Genomic DNA, 17,447 nt, shown 5'->3' on the forward strand with positions numbered 1-17,447 from the left:
CATCTCGGTGAAGATCGACAGTCGTTCAACCTTCACCGGGCCAAATTCGCGCTTTTCTTGCACCTTGGTCACGTTTTCGTCCCCGCGTCAGTTTTCGACGCTCATCGCCGATGTCGGCTGCTGCGGGCCAAATTCGCTGGAGTAATCGACGCTGACCTCCTGGGCCTTCTGCGGAGTGATGTAGTCGAGCTTCTGCCCGGCCTTCGCCAGTTCCGCCGCAGACGCATCCGTTGCGATGAAATGGGTTGGCATGTAGAGATCCTTCGGAAGCTCTTCCTTGTTGGCAAGGCGTGCTGCGACCGCGACGTTCCAGTAGCCGACGCGATAGGCGCCGGTGAGAACGTCGAGCGACATGGCACCACTCTCCATGAGGGGCGCCATCTCGGCATCGCCATCATAGCCCGCGATCTTCAGGCTCTTGCCCATCGTTTCCGCGACGGAGTTGGCGCCGAGGCACATTGTATCGGAGATGCAGGAAAGGCCCTTTAGGTCAGGATAGGTGGTAAGCCAGGTCTGCGCGATGTCTGCGGCTTTCGACGGATCCCAGCCGGCAGGCTGAATCCCGACGACCTTGACGTCGGGGAACTCCTTGGCGAGGGTATCGGTGAAGCCCGTTTCGCGCGTATCCGAGACGTAGTTGCCGCGTGCACCTATCAGAAGCGCAACTTCGCCCTTACCGCCGATCGAATGGGCAAGTGCGCGCGCCACTTCAGACATGTTGCCGTAGTCGGGGTAAAGCGTCGCATAATTGCCGGCGCCTTCGACCTTGTTGCCCATCGTGATAACGTTGATGCCGGCGTCCTGAGCCTTTTTGATCACCGGAACTAGGGCGTTCTTGTCCAGCGGATCGATCAGGATTGCGCTGACCTTCTGATTGATGAAATTCTCGATGAGCGAAACCTGTTTTTCCGGGCTTCCCTCGGCGCTCTGCCAAGCGGTCGTGACACCGTAGTCAGCGGCGGCCTTGTCGCCGGCTTCCTGCATGCGGACGAAGAACGAACTCTGCAGGTCGATCGCGACGATACCAATCGTCGCCTTGTCCTGCGCGACGGCAGGTGAAACATAGAGGCCGAAACCAAGCGTGGAGGCGAGGATGGCCCGGGTGAGTTTTGCGATTGCCATAATAGTTCCCTCTGGCTGACAAACGATCAAGGCTGATGGTTTTTATGTGACATCTCGAAGGCGCCCAGCTTGAGATGATGACGAATGGCACCACATATTGTTTCATATGTAAAGCGCATTTCTTATATGAAACGGTTATTGCGAATAAAAGGAGACGTGATAATGTCTGAGGAAACAACCGGCGGCGACAAATCATACTCGGCCCCGGCCTTGGAAAAGGGGCTCGATATCCTTGAAAGCCTTGCGGAAAAGGAGTCCGCCGTTTCGCTGCGCGAACTCGCGGAGCGTCTCGGCAAGAGCAAGAACGAAATATTCCGGATGATACATGTTCTGATCGCGAGAGGGTATGTGCAGCGCGATAGTGATACGGATGAGCTGACCCTCAGCCCAAAACTCTTCGGCCTTGGCCTACGCACACCGCAATCGCGCACACTGCTCGAAATCGCGCTGCCGGAGATGCGGCTTCTGGCGGAGGAGGTGAACCAGGCGCCCCACCTCGTCGTGATCTACAAGGGTCGCACGGTGATTGTCGGCTCGATTCCGACCACGTCGGACGTGACGTTCAACCTTCACCTCGGATACGGACGCATTGCCTCCGAAGCCGCCAGCGGCAGGGTCATCATGGCGTTCCAGCCGCAGGAAAAGCGGGCGCTGATGCTGAGGGACTGCAAGAGCCACGGTGGAAAGCCGTTCGACGATCGCTCGATAAACGCGATCCTAGACGACATCCGGCAACAGGGCCACATACTTGGCAAAAGTACGGATTTTCTCGGAATTACCGACATTTGCGGCCCGATCCTCAATCCCGAGGGTGATGCGGTCGCAAGCATCATCGTCCCCCATGTCGACCGCGTCTCGGACACGGACGACCTTTCTCAGGTCCTGAAGGCCGTCAAACAGGCGTGCGAACGCATATCGCAAAAACTCTAGCAGAACATGGAGCTCGCAGAAAAAATGACAGACGCCGCCACGCAAAACACCAACGTCTTCGACGCGGGGTTCCGCGGCATCTCGCCAGGCGAGACACTGTCTGCAGTATCCATCAGATCGAAGAACTGGTCGCCCGCCCGAGGTGACATGCCTCTGCCCGTTCTCACGCTCGACAAGCCGGCGTTGCGCGCGAACACAACCGCTTTTCTAGACTATGCCGATGAGGCCATGGTGCTCCTTGCACCCCATGCGAAGACGCCCATGATGCCGGTATTCGCGAAGATGCTGATCGAACAGGGTGCTTGGGGCGCGACGGTCGCCAATACACAGCAGCTTTACACGCTGCTGGCGGCAGGCATCACGCGCCTTGTCTACGCCAGCCCGCCCGGCGGTACATCGGGAGCCCGCCATCTGGTCAATGCCTTGAAGCCATTCCCCGAAGCGGAGGTCTTCGTTTTCCTGGATTCGGTTGAGGGGGTGCGCGCGCTGCACACCGCCATGACTGAAAGCAGCGGAACGAGAGTTTTCGGCCTCGTCGAGCTCGGCTTCGGACGGACCGGCGCGAGAACACTGGATACGGCGGTAGCAATTCGAGATGCGATCCTCTCGACGGACGGAAAAATCGAACTCGCGGGGGTTGCAACCTATGAAGCGGCAGCCGTGGACGGATGCGACTATCGCTGCGCGTTCGATGAACTCTTCCAGCTTGTGAACGACGCATTCAGCGTTATCCGTGACGTCTCTGAGCGTGGGAAAAACCTGACGATAACGGCCGGCGGCTCGATGTATTTCGACGAGGTCATCGCCCGGCTCGAGCCAACAGCGCGACAAGGCAATGCTCGCCTTGTGCTGCGTTCCGGCGCCATATTTTTCTCGGATGACGGACTGTACAAGCGAGGCCTTGAAGCGGTGTCAGAGCGAAGCAGCGCCGGCAGGGTCGCCGAATCGATCAGGCCTGTGCTGTCCCTTTGGGCAGAGGTGATTTCACAGCCGGAACCAGGCCTTGCAATTTGTGGCTTCGGGATGCGCGATGCTCCGAACGATCAGGGCATGCCGATCATTCGCAGAGCCTTTCGCGATGGGCGGGAAATCGACATGGCAAGTCCGGCACCGGTCATCGAAAAATTGAACGATCAGCACGCGTTCGTTCGTGGAAGCGCGGCATTGCGTGTTGGCGATATTCTGGAACTCGGAATCTCCCATCCCTGCACGGCTCTCCAGCGCTGGCGCCTCGTTTATGGCATCAACGAACATGGCATCGTCGACGACATACTGACAACGCATTTCGGCTGAGGGCGTTTCCAACGATGACCAACCTTGAAGCCAGCTTCACTCTCTCGGCAATTGGCATCTGCGTAACCGTCGATATGGCCGTTGGCCATATATCGCGGTTCGAAGTCTCCCAGGGTGGACGCATGTTGTCTCCGTTCCACCGGGCACCCTGGACCAGCGAGACGCTGGCGGCGGACATTCCGGACCACTTGAGACACCTCTCCATCGACTTCTTCTGCGCACCGTTCGGTCTGTCGGATGTCGAGCCGGCACCCGCCCATGGATGGCCTGCGAACGCGCCGTGGACATTGCAGGGAGTGGAACATCTGCCGGATGGCATGCGCGCGCAGTTCACCCTCTCGCAGAAGGTCCTGTCCGCAACGTTGACGAAGACCTTGACCGTGCGCGACCATCATCCCTTCCTTTATCAGTCCCATCTTTTTGTTGGCGGCGATGGTCGCATGCCTGTCGCCTATCATGCCGTGGTCGATCTACCCAACGGCGGCCTCGTGTCCGTTTCACCTAAAATACGCGCGGAAACCATGGGCGAACCACTTGAAACCGATCCGTCCAGAGGACGTTCGATCCTCGCCTATCCTGCTGCTTCGACCGACCTCGGGAGGTTCCCTCGTGCCGATGGCGGGCTTTCCGATCTGCTGCGCTATCCCCTCGACGAACAGCATGTCGACCTCGTCATGCTGCATGAGCAGCCCGCAAATCCGATCGGATGGACTGTCGCCGCGCGACCGGTCGAACGGGACATGGCGCTCGTCTTGAAACCATCGAACGTGTTGCCGAGCACGGTCCTCTGGTATTCGAATGGCGGCCGCTTCTATGAGCCCTGGTCCGGCCGACACAGGGGCGTTCTCGGCGTGGAAGAGGCCGCAACATTTTTCGGATACGGCCATCAGGCGTCTATCGCTCCGAACACCCTCTCGCAGGCTGGGATTGCGACATCCATCCCTGTGAACGGAGCAGAGATCAAATCCGTGATCGGTGCCTGCGATCTTGTTGGAGACGGCGTCATGCATGCCATCACCTGTGACGAGAACAGCCTGTTGCTCGTGTCGTCAGAGGGAATGACGCACCAACTCGCATTCGATGGCCAGTTTCTTACACAAGACACGTCTCCTCAAACCTTGCTTTAGAAACAAGGCGTTACGCTCGACGCCCGCCTGAGATAGTCGCAATACAATAACTGTGGCTGCAATGTCCTTTCCAGAACAAAGCGCGCGAGCCCTGTTACCGATGTTTCGACGTCGATGTCGACCTCGTCGCCACCCATATCCGTTTTCCGACACCATATTGAACCGCAAAGTCAGCAGCACGAAATAACGCGGCCGTTACTCGAACCCTGCATTCTCGACCTCCTCCGATTCACCCGGATCGGAATGCTCCACTCTGCCAGATCCTGGAACCACTAAGGCCAATGCGCCCGCGGCGCGGTTGGCTAATTAATAATCAAAGCCAATTAATCAATCCACTCTTCGTCATTGTTGTCACCGTCGCCGCATGCTTAATTTTCGGCAGGTCAAGGGTACGGTTCGTTTAGAGCCTCACCCTCTACAACGCGAGAAGCGTTTCAACTCAGGTAGTTATGGGGCCACCGACCGCCGCTTGCGGCGGCTTGGATCTCTGTGGCTGCTATGCGCGCTATCGTTCCGCCGACACCACAACCAGGGGCGTCAACGATGTTAATTCTTAAAGCCTTTTGCCCACGGGCAGACGGCGAAATCACTGTGGGAAAGGTTCACTGTGGGTATTCTTGAAAAAATGCGGCTGGACGGCAAGGTCGCGTTCGTCACCGGTGGCGCGAGGGGCATCGGGAAATCCATCGCGACGGCCTTGTCCGAAGCCGGAGCGCAAGTCGCTATCGTCGACCTCGATCTGGACGAGGCTCAAAAAACATGTGCTGAAATATCATCGTCGACCTCGAACAGATTGATAGCGATCAGGACGGATATCACCAGCCCTGAGCAGGTGAGCGAAATGATCGATCGCATCCTGTCGGAGTTCGGCAAGCTCGATATCGCATTCTGCAATGCCGGCATCTCAAACGAAGTTGCCGTCGAGGATGACACCTACGAGGATTGGAAAAAGATCATCGAGGTCAACCTCAACGGTACGTTCCTGACCGCGCAGGCTGCTGGGCGTGTCATGCTGAAGCAGGGCAAGGGCTCCATCATCTGCACGGCGTCGATGTCCGCGCACATCGTCAATGTTCCTCAGCGTGAAGCGTCCTATGCGGCATCCAAAGCCGGGGTCATTCAGATGTGCAAGGCGATGGCCGTGGAATGGGCAACGCGAAACGTTCGCGTCAACACGATCAGCCCCGGCTACATGGCGACCGAAATGACCCTTAACTCGCCGGCGCTCGTTCCGCTCATCGATCAATGGAACGAACTTTCGCCCATCAAGCGCATGGGCAATCCGGAAGAACTGCAATCGATCGCCGTTTATCTGGCGGGAGACACCAGCTCCTTCACGACGGGTTCCGACTTCATCGTTGACGGCGCCTACACCTGCTTTTGAGTGTGCTGCATGGACCATGAAGTCCTGAAGGGAATGAAATGATTTTATCGTGCACCAATATCATGGTTCCCGGAAAGACGTTGACCGAGAAAGCACATCTCCTACGGCGCTGGGGCTACAGGGGCGTGACCGTATTCGCGGACCACGCGGACTGGAACGACGAGAAGCTCGAGGAACTGCTGACGCTTGAAAACAACACCGGCGTCGTTCCCTGCGAGTTTCTCTTCATGTCCCCCGCAGCCGGAAAGCTGATGAGCGACAATGCGGACGAGCGGGCTGCGACGAAGGCCCTCTATATCGAAGCGGCGGAAGTATGCGCCAAGATCGGCGCAATCACTGAAATCGAATATCTGCTCGGCCCTCAGGATCCTCTGCCTCTGTTCGACGTCTACAAGCAAATGACACCAGAGCAGGAGGAGGATTTCCTGGCGGCATACAGGGAGATTGCGCAAACGGTTGCAGGCACTGAGGCGGCCGTCCTTCTCGAAGGCATAAACCGCTACGAAAGCCCCTACATGAACAGCATCGTCGACTGCGCCCGCGTGGCCGCGAAGCTCGACATGAAGGAAGTGGGTGTCCTGCCGGATTTCTTCCATATGTCGATCGAAGAAGCCGACATCGCCGATGCCATTGCCGCGGTCGCGGGTTCAATCCGGCATGTGCATCTGGGCGACAACAATCGGTGCACGCCGGGCAAGGGCAGCATTGACTGGGAGCGTGGCCTGAAGGCCCTCAAGGCAACGGGCTACGACAAGTTCATCAGCCTGGAATGCAGCACGATGGGGAGGCCTGATGTCACCTTGCCCGAAGCTGCCGACTACCTGAACAGAATTCTCGCCAGGATCTGAGTTATGTTCAGGCCGTTCAAGCTGAAGGCGCCCTATTTCGAGATCGGCCCCAAGGCCTACATGTATGGCGATGAGGCGCTTGATCTGGCGCTCCACGCCGATGCGCTGTGCCGGACGTTCGGCGTCGATATTATTTTTACGGCGCAGTACACCGATATTTCGAGGATCGCGCACGAGACCACGCATTTGAAGGTTTTTGCCCAGCACATGGATGCCAATCCGGTTGGCCGGGGCGTCGGTGCGGTGTTGCCCGAAGCCCTAAAGCAGGTCGGCGCCGTCGGCGTTCTGTTGAACCACGCGGAAAAACCGTTGAGCCTTTCGGTTCTCAACGAAACGATCCGCCGCGCCGACGAGGTCGGGCTTGCCACGCTGGTTTGCGCCGCCACCGTCGCGGAGAGCGCGGCGGTGGCGGTACTGAAGCCTAATATGGTGCTGGCGGAATCTCCGGCCCTCATCGGTGGCGGCAAACGCAGCGACGACGATGCACTGGAGGTCGAAAGAATTAACGCGGCCGTGCGGGCCGTCGGCAAAGACATTCTTGTGCTGCACGGGGCGGGCATCAGCGACGAGCATGACGTCTACCAGATCATTCGTTCCGGTGCGGATGGCACCGGCTCGACAAGCGCCATCATGCGTGCCGCGGATCCGAAGGACATGCTGTCGCGCATGATCGAGGCGATGAGCCGTGCGCACCGCGAGAGAACCACAGATTAAAGGAGTTGGACGCATGCCCGTGTTTCATAAAACGATACCGGTCAATTCGCCTCATGGCATCTATTTCGAAGACGTCACCGACAAGGTCGCTTCGATCGTTGCGGAGGCCGGCATCAAGGATGGCATCGTGGTCGTGTTCAGCCAGCACACCAGCTGCAGCGTGCTGATCCAGGAGGATTCAGAGGGGGAGACCTATGCGAAGATCCCCCTCATTCTCCAGGACACGATCAATTGCCTGGAGAAGATCATTCCCGATTGCAAATATGAAGGGCAGTATCTCCATCCGGGCCCGTATCACACCAGCCAGGCCTTCGAACTTCGCGGCGAACTCAATGCCTGGTGCCTGAATACCGATGGCCACATTCGTTCCTCCCTGCTCGGCCGCTCGGAAAGCATTCCCTTGCTGGACGGTAAAATGACTCTGGGTGAGTTCGGCCGGATTTATTTTGCCGATCTGGACCAGACCCGGCCACGGGAGCGGACGGTCCGGGTGCAGATCGTCGGCTAATTGCTGGGGCGAAAGCCACGCTAAAGGGCAGCCGGCTGACGACAACGATATCGTGGAAGAAGGAGTTGTGCCACCGATGGGGATCATCAGCCTCGATCTGGGAACAACCAACATAAAGGTTGCCTGCTACACGCGTGATCTGAGACAGATCGCGCTGGAAAGCAAAACCGTAGCCTATATTCATGCGGACGGCTTCATCGAGTTCGATGCCAAGCAGTATTTCAGTGATATCGTCAGTCTGATCGGGTCCTGCGTTCAAAAATCGGCGGCGGCTGCAGACTGGCATCCGAAGCAACTGGTCATCACCGGGCAGGCGGAATCGCTGGTTGTTGCCGACGCGCTCGGGGAGCCACTTCGAAATGGCATTTCTTGGCTGGACATGCGCTCCCGAAGCGAATGCGATGAGCTCTCGGCGCTGTTCGACAAGGCGACATGCTATCAGGTGACAGGGCAGCCGGAGATCATTCCCACCTGGCCGCTCACCAAGATCCTTTGGCTAAAGCATCATGAGCCGGAATGCTTCAACAATGCCGCGAAGTTCCTTCTCCTGAAGGACTATATCATCTTCCGGCTGACTGGCCATTTCGTCGGCGAGCACTCGATCTATCCGTTCTCCCATTATTTCGACATCGTCAACAAAACCTATTGGGAAGCGCCACTCAAGTATTGCGGGGTCGATGTCTCCCAGCTGCCGGCTCTCATCGAGCCTTGCTCCGTGGTTGGGGAAATCCTGCCCGACATGCGGGAGATGACGGGATTGCCGCCAGACTGTGTCGTCAACGCGGGGACGCTGGATCACTTCGCCGCCATGATCGGTACCGGTAACACCGTGAATGGTATCGTAAGCGAGTCTGCGGGGACAGTGTCGTCGATCGCAACCCTGGTCGAAAACCCGTTTTCGGCAGCTACGGCTGTGCCAGTCTATTGCGGGCCTTTCAAAGGCAGCTACATCTATCTTCCGGTTTGTGAATCCGGTGGTATCAGCCTTGAATGGTTCAGGAGCGCTTTTTTACCCGACATCTCCTTTGCAGATGTGGATGCGCGGTGCAGCCGAAAGACGGTCGATCCACGCCTGACGTTTCTGCCCTATCTGACCGGCGTAAACCCACCCGAGTTCGACCCCAATGCGACCGGCGTGTTCTTCGGCGCGACCATTGCACACGACGCTTATGACTTTGCCTTGGCCATCATGTGCGGCGTTGCCTGCCTTTTGAGAAAGAACATCGAGAACCTGCAGTCGTCGGGCATTGCCTTCGAGAAAATCATCTCGACAGGCGGAGGCGCAAAATCGGCTTTGTGGTCCCAGATCAAGGCCGACATCTGCGGTCTGCCGGTTGCAGTTCCTGCTGAAGAAGAGGCTCCCAGTCTCGGTGCGGCCATCATCGGCGCGGTGTCCTGCGAGTTCTATACGAACTATGAAGAGGCGGCAAAACACTGCGTCGAGATGAAGACGATTTACTATCCTAATTTGCAAAGTCCAGAAGCTGACATTCAATACCGACTGTTTTGTCAGCTGTACAATGCACTCGGGCCCGTCTTTTCCCAGTTCCCGTCAGATCGATGACGAAATACGCCTGACGACGTCAATGAAGTCAGCCATCAGCACCGTGGGAGAACCGCGGTGGCCAATCCCGACAATGCATTCGCGCATGTCAGTGATGTGACGGAATACGACGCCGGGGCGGGCGTAGTAACGCGCCGTACTATCTGCCGTGATGCTGATGGCGCGCCCCATCGCAACGGCTTGCAATTCGGACTCTACGGTTGCGACCTCAAGCACGACTTGCGCCGGATGCTCTGCGTCCCGATACTCCTCGGCCAGCCAATAATCCCGCCATCTTCCCGGCGTCGGAGCCCCTATTAACGGCTCGTTAAGTATATCCGCGAGAACAACGGTATCCTTTACCGCCAGCGGGTGACCAGTCGGAAGACAGACGACGCACTTCTCGCGTGTTATCTCGACGATGTTGATGTCGTCCTCTCCAATTGGAGGGCGGATGATTCCGCAGTCGACCTCGCCTGAAATCAGGCCCGCACTCGGATCCGAAAAATCGTATTCCTTTAGTTTGAGGATTGCGTCGGGCCGCACCCGCTCGAATTCCTTGACGATCGCCGGTATGAATTCCACCGCCGTGCCGATCATAAAGCCGACGCGAAGCTCACTCTTTAGGGCCAACTGGACCCGCCGCGCCTCTTCCTGGAAGAGGTCCATTGACCGGCTGACTGCCAACGCTTTTGTCAGCATCTGTTCGCCGAAAGGGGTCAGGCTGACCGCGCGTGTTGTGCGCGTGAACAACGGGAATCCGGCGTTTGTTTCGAGCTGAATGATGGTCTGTGAAAGGGCTGGCTGCGACACGTTGAGCAGCTCTGCCGCTCGACAGAAGCTCTTCTCCTTTGCCACGACGATGAACGACTTTATGTGCCGCAACTGAATATTCATAAGCAAAGATGATAAATCTGCGAACCCTTCCTTGTCAATTGTCCACGCGATGGAGCGGCCTATGAAAACAGGTCGAGGCGGCATCGCAGTGTAGCGGCGAAGTATCGAGTATTGATAAGTTCTGTGAATTAATCAATTCGCCAATCGTCCTTGTTGCCAGTGGCTTTCTGGTTCTTAATCACAGTGGAGGAAGGACATGGGCGCGTGCTTGGAAAATGACGGATCGTCACGGTTTTGGAGGCTTGGTACAGGCGCCCGCCACTTGTCGCCGGCGCGACAAACGTCCGTATCTATGACGTCATCAAGCCATCAGAACGCGTAGCCTTGCCACTGACGTGATCCAAGTGGCAACAGACCATTATTGTTTAAATACAAGCAACATGACGAACCAAAACAACGAAGGGGAATTCCTACATGTTTGAGACCAAGCTTACACGCAGAAGCATTCTTGTCGCTGGCGCCACTACGGCGCTCGCTGCACCGTTCGTGCGCCCATCCTGGGCCGCCCCGGATACGGTTCGTGCGCTGATGTGGGAAGCCTATCTTCTTCCTGACCAGATTACCGCCTTCGAGGAATCGAACAAAGTCAAGTTCGTTCCTTCCTTCTTCGATGGCAACTCGGAAGCCTACAACAAGTTGCGCGTTGGCGGCTCTAAAGAATTCGACCTCGTGCAGGCGGATGGATTTTGGCCGCAGCTATACTTCCGCGAAGGGCTGTTGCGGGAGGTGGACTATTCAAAGGTCCCTAACTCGTCGGGATATCTGCCGGAGTTTGGAGCCGAGGTTTTCAAGGTGCTTTCCGATCCGCAGTCCGGCAAAAAAATCGGCTTCCCATTCTGCTGGGGTGCTTATGGGATTACGTATGACGCCGGCAAGGTCCAGCCGGAACGGACCGAGACGCTCGAATGCATGTTCAGCTCCGACTACTCAGGCATGCTGTCGACCAGCGCTCGCTTTGAGGAGAACATTGCCCTTGCGGCACTTCTGGTGACGGAGCGCCTAGGCAGCCGCGACAAGCCCCGCCCCGACGGAAAGCCGTTCAATCCGTATGTTCTGTCCGATGAGGAGCTTGCGGAGGTCGAGAAGCTTTTGATCCAGCAGAAGAGCCTGCTGCTCACGCGATACCAGGATAATCCTACTCTCTTCCAGCTTCTGCAGAGCGGCGCCGTCGTCGCCGCAACCGAGTTCGCCCAGGTCTTCCGGCAGTTGCTGACGGCCGAAGCGCAAGGAGCGGCGCCAGTCGACTTCCGGCATGCGCTGAAGATGAAGGAAGGCGGCCTTGGCTGGGTGGACACCTGGCTGGTCACGTCGGGCGTTCAGGATGGCAAGAAGTTCGACCTCTGCAACAGCTTCATCGATCTGATGATCTCGCCCACGGTCATGAAGAAGATCGGCGAGGTGGCTGGCTGCTCTACGACCGTCGATCTGCGTTCTATCTCCAATGAAACGGAACGTAAGCTTTTCCTGATGGATCGCTCAAACGAGATCGCCGACCTCTTCATGTTCGATCAGCCTTCCTCGCCTGAAAAGTGGGAACGCGTCTGGTCGAACGTACAGGCAGCCTGACCGATCAGTTCATCCTCCCGGGGCTAGGGCGGCTCAGGGCAGTTTCCTGCCCGGGCCGCCTGTAACGCAGGAAATCTCATGAGCAACACAAGTTCCTATATCCGCATCGACAAGGTGTCGCGGCGTTATGGCGCCTTCAAAGCACTGGACGACGTCAGTCTGGACATCTCCAAGGAAGAATTCATCGCCATCCTGGGGCCGAGCGGCTCGGGCAAGAGCACTTTGCTGCGCCTTATTGCCGGTCTTGATCGGCCGACGGAAGGCCGTATCCATTTCGAGGGAAAAGATGTCACCGAGCTTGCGCCTCACAAGCGCGGAATCGGTATGGTTTTCCAGGAATTTCTGCTCTTTCCGCACAGGACCGTACGGGAAAATCTCGCCTTTCCCCTGAGAATGCGCAACGAGGCCAAGGCCGAGATCGAGGAGCGGGTTGAATGGGTGGCCGGCATCCTGTCGCTGAGCACGATGCTGGACCGCTATCCCAGCCAGCTTTCGGGCGGTCAGCAGCAGCGTGTCGCCCTTGGCCGAGGCCTTGTTGCACGGCCGACGCTCCTGCTTCTCGACGAGCCACTGGCCAATCTCGACCGCGAGCTTCGGCAGGAGATGGAGATCGAAATCCGGCGATACCAAAAACAGCTCGGGATTCCCTTCATCTATGTGACGCATAACCAGGAAGAAGCGCTCTCGATGAGCGATCGAATCGCTGTCATCAATAACGGGCGTCTTGAAGCCCTTGGTGAGCGGCAGGCGATATACGATCACCCGCAGACACCGTTCGTCGCTCGTTTCGTCGGCAAGTCGAGTAAGTTTCAAGGTGTCGTCCAACCTGACGGGACAACCGTGCGTCTCGCCCGACATGACTACGAATTCGCGTTGCCGTCCGACAAGAAATTCAAGCCGGGCGATGCAGTCGAGATTTTCGTCAAGAACGAACGGTTTGACATTTCCAGCAAGCAGGATGGCGGCGTGGGCATTCCATCCACGGTGGTGGATGTCGTACTGCGCGGACCCTTTCTTGAGTATGTGCTGGAAACCGATCGCGGCGACACGGTAATCGCCGTCAAGCCGAAGCGGAACGATCCGATTCCGATCCGGGAGCGAGTCCTGCTTTCGTGGAACCCGGCCGATTGCCATATCTTCAAAGACGGAGCTGACGATGCAAGACGCTAATCTCCAGCGCCGCCTCATTCTCGATATCCCGACCGGTTTCCTGTTGGTCTTCTTCGTCATGCCGCTGGCGGCGCTGGTGACACTGAGTTTCTGGCAGACCGAGAACTACAAGATCGTCCATGAATGGACATTGATGAACTACGGTACGCTTGCGACGGAGCGCGCCTACATCACCTTCTTTCTCCGCTCGCTCGTCATGGCGATCGGCGTATCTGTCACGCTGGTGGCCTTGTCCTGGCCGATCGCCTATTTCATCGTTCGTTACGGGGGGCGCTACCGCATCATCTTTTCGCTTCTTCTGGTCATACCCTTCCTGTCGGGCGAGGTCCTCCGCCTCATCGCGCTGCAGGGCATGCTCGGCCCTGCGGGGCTGGTCAACGGCGCCTTGATCCGCATGGGGGCAGCACCTCTTCGAATGATCATGTACTCCAATGCGGCATCGTTCATCGCCTTCATTTATCTGTATCTGCCGCTGGTGGTGACGACGATCTACCTGTCGCTGATCAACTTTGATTTCCGGCTCGCTCATGCCGCCAGCGCCTGTGGCGCCAACCGGTTCCGGATCTTTACCGAGGTCGTCTGGCCGCTCAATCTCTCTGGTACGATTGTCGGTTTCATGCTCGCTTTCATCCCGACGCTCTCTGCTTCTTTGGTGCCACGCTTCCTCGGCGGACCCAACGGCACGCTGTATGGCATGTCCATGGCTCAGCAGTTCGGTGAGTCAGGGACTTGGGCTCTTGGTGCCGCAATGGGCGTCGTTCTGTTCTTATTCTCGGCAATCGCGCTGGCGATCCTGAGTTATGGCGTGGATCTCCGCCGGACTGGCTTTACGGGATTGGGGAGACAATAGCATGAACCCGAATTTTACTGATTCATTCATCAAATGGACACTGGCAGTCTTCCTCGTCGTCGTCTTCGCCTTCCTCTATATGCCTATCGTGCATATCTTGTTCGCGTCGCTTTCGACACGGCCGAATTTTCCATATCCGCCGGAATTCAACGTCGCGAGCTATATCCGGCTGTCGACCAACACAGTCTATCAAAGCGCGTTCGTAAACAGCCTGATCCTCGCCTCTTGCACAGCGGTTTTGTCGACCGCTTTGGGCTTCTTGGCGACCGTCGGCGTATTGCGTTTCGGTGGCAAGCGGGCACTCCTCTACGCCATCTTTTTCGCAGCGCCCCTTTTCGTCTCTGAGATCCTTCTTGGGATATCGAGCATGGCACTTTACTACATGCTGTTTGAACTCCAGGGGAACATGCTGACTGCAATCATTGCAAATGCTGTGCATTGCTTCAGCTTCTGTTTCCTGATCATGGCCGCGATGCTCTACAAATATGACTGGCGGATGAATGAAGCGGCGATCGTCTGCGGCGCATCGCCTCTGCGCTCTTTCGTTGAGGTAATGCTGCCAATCACCTGGCCGGGCATCATGGGCAGCCTGATCACTGCCTTCGTGCTTTCACTGAACGGGCTCGATGTGTCCTTCTACCTTCTGGGTGCCACTCCGACCATGCCGTCAGTCGCCTGGGGAGCGCTTCGATATGGCGTCAAGCCGGAACTCTATGCCCTCTCAAGCCTGATTAATATCATCGTGTTTCTGATGATCATCGCGCTGATGGTAACAATCCGGCTGAAAAGAAAAGATGGGTAATCCGCAATAGAATTTTAGAACAAGGGGACAGACTGCAATGACGCATTCAATGGTAGCCGCAATGTTCACAGAGTACCGCAAGTACGGAAAGCAAAATTCCATGTTTGAATTTCAGCTGTCGATTTGCGATTTGGTGCGACTTTTTTCATCTCGCCTTTTCATGCGAAACACAACGTTGCGCAAAAAATAAACTTACGCAATTGGTTAGACTTGGACAAGGCGGAGCGAGGGGAGCGGACAGGCGAACACCGAAACGGCGTGCGCTGTCCGCTTCGCACCTTTTCCATTGAGCGTTTTTTGGGGTGTAGCGTCCCCTTGACATCCGGGTCCGCCGCCTCTTGTAGTATCGAAAGCTTCTCGTCGTCGGACCAATCACGCCAACGCTCGACGCCTGTCAAAATCTCCATGCGGCCCATAGTTCATCCCCGATGACGTCTCTAATGACGGAATTAGTGACGTAACTTCAGCTGTTCGTGGGAAATCTCAAAGGCAGCTTCACCGGACGCTTACGAAAGATCCGCTAAAAGGTCTACTCCGATTTGGCCTTTCTTCGGATAGAACCTACACATCGCATCGCCTGTGGTACTGCGGTAATCTATCATGCCGAGCGTAAGGCTGTTTTGTTTGGGTGACATCTCGAAGCGTATGTTTACCGAAGTCAAAGAAACCACCGGCAGCATCTAATCTCGCTACTGTAAGCGCGGTTACGGCACAAAAGTCACACTCACTGCTAGGGTCGCTCACGAGCGTTACGGCAGGTTTTAAAAAGGTGGTAATCCGAACAGCATCAACGAGCTTTGAGCTAAGTTCAAATATCGGTGGATTCCGCAAGTTAGATTATTTCAGTGTGGGTTGAAATTATGGTAATTGCTTTCCTAAAGGAATTCTGTATCAATATTGCAGTTCTATACATGATATGATCGATTTATTAGATTGCAGTCGTCAATAATTACGAATTGCCGATATTCACAATAAGTGCAGCAAGAGGATTTTTTTGCATCAATAATTAAATTTTTTAACAATTTTTCGAAAAAACTGCGAGCCGAATAAATTTCAACCGCACAGCAGAAGAGCACGGAACTAATTCTCCCAAGGGAGAGGCACGCGATCTTACACCGCTGCCAATGGTACATTCTTTGTTAAATGACACCCCGTATCCCCGCGCGCCCTCGGCATGGGCGCCGAGCGAACGGGAATGCAAACATGTCAAAACCGGACCTTTCATCACGTCATTTCAGAGCAAGATCTCGAAATTCTGCGAGCTGCGCATTGCGCCAGTTGCATCGAAACGCTCGTTGAGCAACATGCGAGGCGTATCTCGTCACAATCATCGTTCATCGTAGGGTACCACCTCTTCTGAACGGTCGCATTGACTGGGCAGAAATCGCTCAAGCTTGCTGGCTAGTCGGAGATTTGAAGGGAGATATTGGACAACAGATCCGCATTGCCCTGGATGCAATCTTCCGATGGTTGGGTGCACCACCCGTGGTAGAGGAGGCCGCCCGACGAAACGCGTGTCCCGATCCCAGGACCCAGACCAACTAAATGAGTTTACGACTGGCAAGATTTCGCATCAGATGAGAGGCTCCAAAGGTCCAAGGTAAGCATTCGGTGGAAAGCCTCACGGTGTTGACGAGCGCGCCGAGCTTGTCGTTCGCAATCGTAACGACATCACCGATCTTATGCGTGAAACCCTCGCCGGGTGCATCGCGATCTTCGACGGGCGCGAAAAGCGTGCCCAGAAACAGAACGAAACCATCGGGATATTGATGATGAGCGCCGCGCGTCTGGGCAACGAGATCGAGTGGATCGCGGCTGATCTCCTTCATCGAGCTTTTGCCATGCAGAACGAAGCCGTCCTTGCCTTCTACACGTAGATCGAGTTCCGCATTGCGCACGTCGTCGATCGTGTAGGTTTCGTCGAACAGACGGATGAACGGGCCGATGGCGCAGGACGCGTTGTTGTCCTTGGCCTTGCCAAGGAGCAGGGCAGAGCGCCCTTCCACGTCGCGCAGGTTCACATCGTTGCCGAGCGTCGCGCCCTTGACGCGGCCTTCGCTGTCGACCGCAAGCACGATCTCCGGTTCAGGATTGTTCCACTTCGATATCGGATGCAGGCCGACGGTTGCCCCCGTGCCGACAGATGCCATGATCTGCGCCTTCGTGAAGACCTCGGCATCCGGGCCGATGCCCACTTCGAGATACTGCGACCACAAGCCTTCCTCGATGAGCGCTGACTTCACCCTCTGGGCATCCTCCGACCCGGCCTTAAGGTCTCGCAGACTGGCCCCTATAATCTGCGAGACCTTTTCGCGGATGCTTGCAGCGCGTGCGGGATTTCCCGCCGCGCGCTCCTCGATCACCCGCTCGATCATCGAACGGGCGAAGGTGACGCCGCACGCCTTGACGGCCTGAAGATCGATGGGCGCCAGCAGGTGAAGCCGGGAGCGATGCGGCTCGTTGAGCGAGAGCAGGCTTTCGAGCGGGCCGAGGTCGCGACCTTGAGCGTTGCGAACGAAATCCGCAGGCGCTTCGAACTCCAGCAGATCGCGCACGGTGGCGCAGGCCTTTGCGGTGATATCGTAGAGACGCCCGTCGCGGATCGTCACTATGATCGGCCCTTCGACCTCAGGCGACCAGGCCCGGCCGACGAAGCATCCTGTTGCAAAGCTTGAAGTAATATAGGTCACCAT

At 56.7% G+C, this 17,447-nt stretch carries 15 protein-coding genes; 12 read left to right on the plus strand and 3 right to left on the minus strand.

From position 1 onward, the window contains the following. Nucleotides 1-87 precede the first annotated feature (87 nt). Nucleotides 88-1,122 carry a sugar ABC transporter substrate-binding protein gene (locus tag ACOZK4_RS19325; RefSeq protein ID WP_313525420.1) on the minus strand — a complete coding sequence of 345 codons (1,035 nt, stop codon included), beginning with the start codon at nt 1,120-1,122 and terminating at the stop codon, nt 88-90. 84 nt (nt 1,123-1,206) lie between these two features. Here ACOZK4_RS19325 and ACOZK4_RS19330 point away from each other — a divergent pair, with 84 nt between their 5' ends. The 8 genes from ACOZK4_RS19330 (at nt 1,207) to ACOZK4_RS19365 (ending at nt 9,490) form a co-directional block, all read left to right on the plus strand. Beyond that, entirely contained in the window at nt 1,207-2,052 is an 846-nt protein-coding gene (locus ACOZK4_RS19330) for an IclR family transcriptional regulator (RefSeq protein ID WP_421593266.1), read from the plus strand. A 24-nt stretch (nt 2,053-2,076) separates the two neighbouring features. After that, a complete protein-coding gene (locus tag ACOZK4_RS19335; protein ID WP_421593267.1) occupies nt 2,077-3,345 on the plus strand; it encodes an alanine racemase in 1,269 nt (422 codons plus the stop codon). A gap of 14 nt (nt 3,346-3,359) precedes the next feature. Further along, a complete protein-coding gene (locus ACOZK4_RS19340) occupies nt 3,360-4,472 on the plus strand; it encodes a hypothetical protein (RefSeq protein WP_421593268.1) in 1,113 nt (370 codons plus the stop codon). 607 nt (nt 4,473-5,079) lie between these two features. After that, nucleotides 5,080-5,856 carry an SDR family oxidoreductase gene (locus ACOZK4_RS19345; protein WP_421593269.1) on the plus strand — a complete coding sequence of 259 codons (777 nt, stop codon included), beginning with the start codon at nt 5,080-5,082 and terminating at the stop codon, nt 5,854-5,856. A gap of 80 nt (nt 5,857-5,936) precedes the next feature. After that, nucleotides 5,937-6,704 carry a TIM barrel protein gene (locus ACOZK4_RS19350; RefSeq protein ID WP_421593270.1) on the plus strand — a complete coding sequence of 256 codons (768 nt, stop codon included), beginning with the start codon at nt 5,937-5,939 and terminating at the stop codon, nt 6,702-6,704. A gap of 3 nt (nt 6,705-6,707) precedes the next feature. Next, nucleotides 6,708-7,418 carry a triose-phosphate isomerase gene (locus ACOZK4_RS19355; RefSeq protein ID WP_421593271.1) on the plus strand — a complete coding sequence of 237 codons (711 nt, stop codon included), beginning with the start codon at nt 6,708-6,710 and terminating at the stop codon, nt 7,416-7,418. 13 nt (nt 7,419-7,431) lie between these two features. Beyond that, on the plus strand, nt 7,432-7,926 hold the full coding sequence (locus tag ACOZK4_RS19360) for a secondary thiamine-phosphate synthase enzyme YjbQ (protein WP_313525440.1): 495 nt from the start codon (nt 7,432-7,434) through the stop codon (nt 7,924-7,926). A gap of 76 nt (nt 7,927-8,002) precedes the next feature. Continuing rightward, on the plus strand, nt 8,003-9,490 hold the full coding sequence (locus tag ACOZK4_RS19365; protein WP_421593272.1) for an FGGY-family carbohydrate kinase: 1,488 nt from the start codon (nt 8,003-8,005) through the stop codon (nt 9,488-9,490). Here the strand turns inward: ACOZK4_RS19365 and ACOZK4_RS19370 are convergent. After that, the gene (locus ACOZK4_RS19370; RefSeq protein WP_421593273.1) at nt 9,479-10,366 is read right to left on the minus strand and encodes a LysR family transcriptional regulator; all 888 of its coding nucleotides are present in this window, start codon (nt 10,364-10,366) and stop codon (nt 9,479-9,481) included. The two genes, ACOZK4_RS19365 and ACOZK4_RS19370, sit on opposite strands and share 12 nt — an antisense overlap. 414 nt (nt 10,367-10,780) lie before the next feature. On the opposite strand from ACOZK4_RS19370, the gene ACOZK4_RS19375 reads away from it, so the two are divergent. From ACOZK4_RS19375 to ACOZK4_RS19390, 4 genes are all read left to right on the plus strand, one after another. Beyond that, nucleotides 10,781-11,932: a hypothetical protein gene (locus tag ACOZK4_RS19375; protein WP_313525449.1), complete on the plus strand. Its 1,152-nt coding sequence runs from the start codon at nt 10,781-10,783 to the stop codon at nt 11,930-11,932. 78 nt (nt 11,933-12,010) lie between these two features. After that, nucleotides 12,011-13,102, plus strand: coding sequence for an ABC transporter ATP-binding protein (locus tag ACOZK4_RS19380; RefSeq protein ID WP_421593274.1), 1,092 nt, complete (start codon nt 12,011-12,013; stop codon nt 13,100-13,102). Then, entirely contained in the window at nt 13,089-13,952 is an 864-nt protein-coding gene (locus ACOZK4_RS19385; protein WP_421593275.1) for an ABC transporter permease, read from the plus strand. The genes ACOZK4_RS19380 and ACOZK4_RS19385 overlap by 14 nt, the downstream gene beginning before the upstream one ends. 1 nt (nt 13,953) lies before the next feature. Then, on the plus strand, nt 13,954-14,754 hold the full coding sequence (locus ACOZK4_RS19390; RefSeq protein ID WP_313525457.1) for an ABC transporter permease: 801 nt from the start codon (nt 13,954-13,956) through the stop codon (nt 14,752-14,754). A 1,541-nt stretch (nt 14,755-16,295) separates the two neighbouring features. Here the strand turns inward: ACOZK4_RS19390 and ACOZK4_RS19395 are convergent. Further along, nucleotides 16,296-17,447: a fumarylacetoacetate hydrolase family protein gene (locus ACOZK4_RS19395; protein ID WP_421593276.1), complete on the minus strand. Its 1,152-nt coding sequence runs from the start codon at nt 17,445-17,447 to the stop codon at nt 16,296-16,298.

This window comes from Shinella sp. M27 (assembly GCF_049199905.1).
Classification (GTDB): Bacteria; Pseudomonadota; Alphaproteobacteria; order Rhizobiales; family Rhizobiaceae; genus Shinella.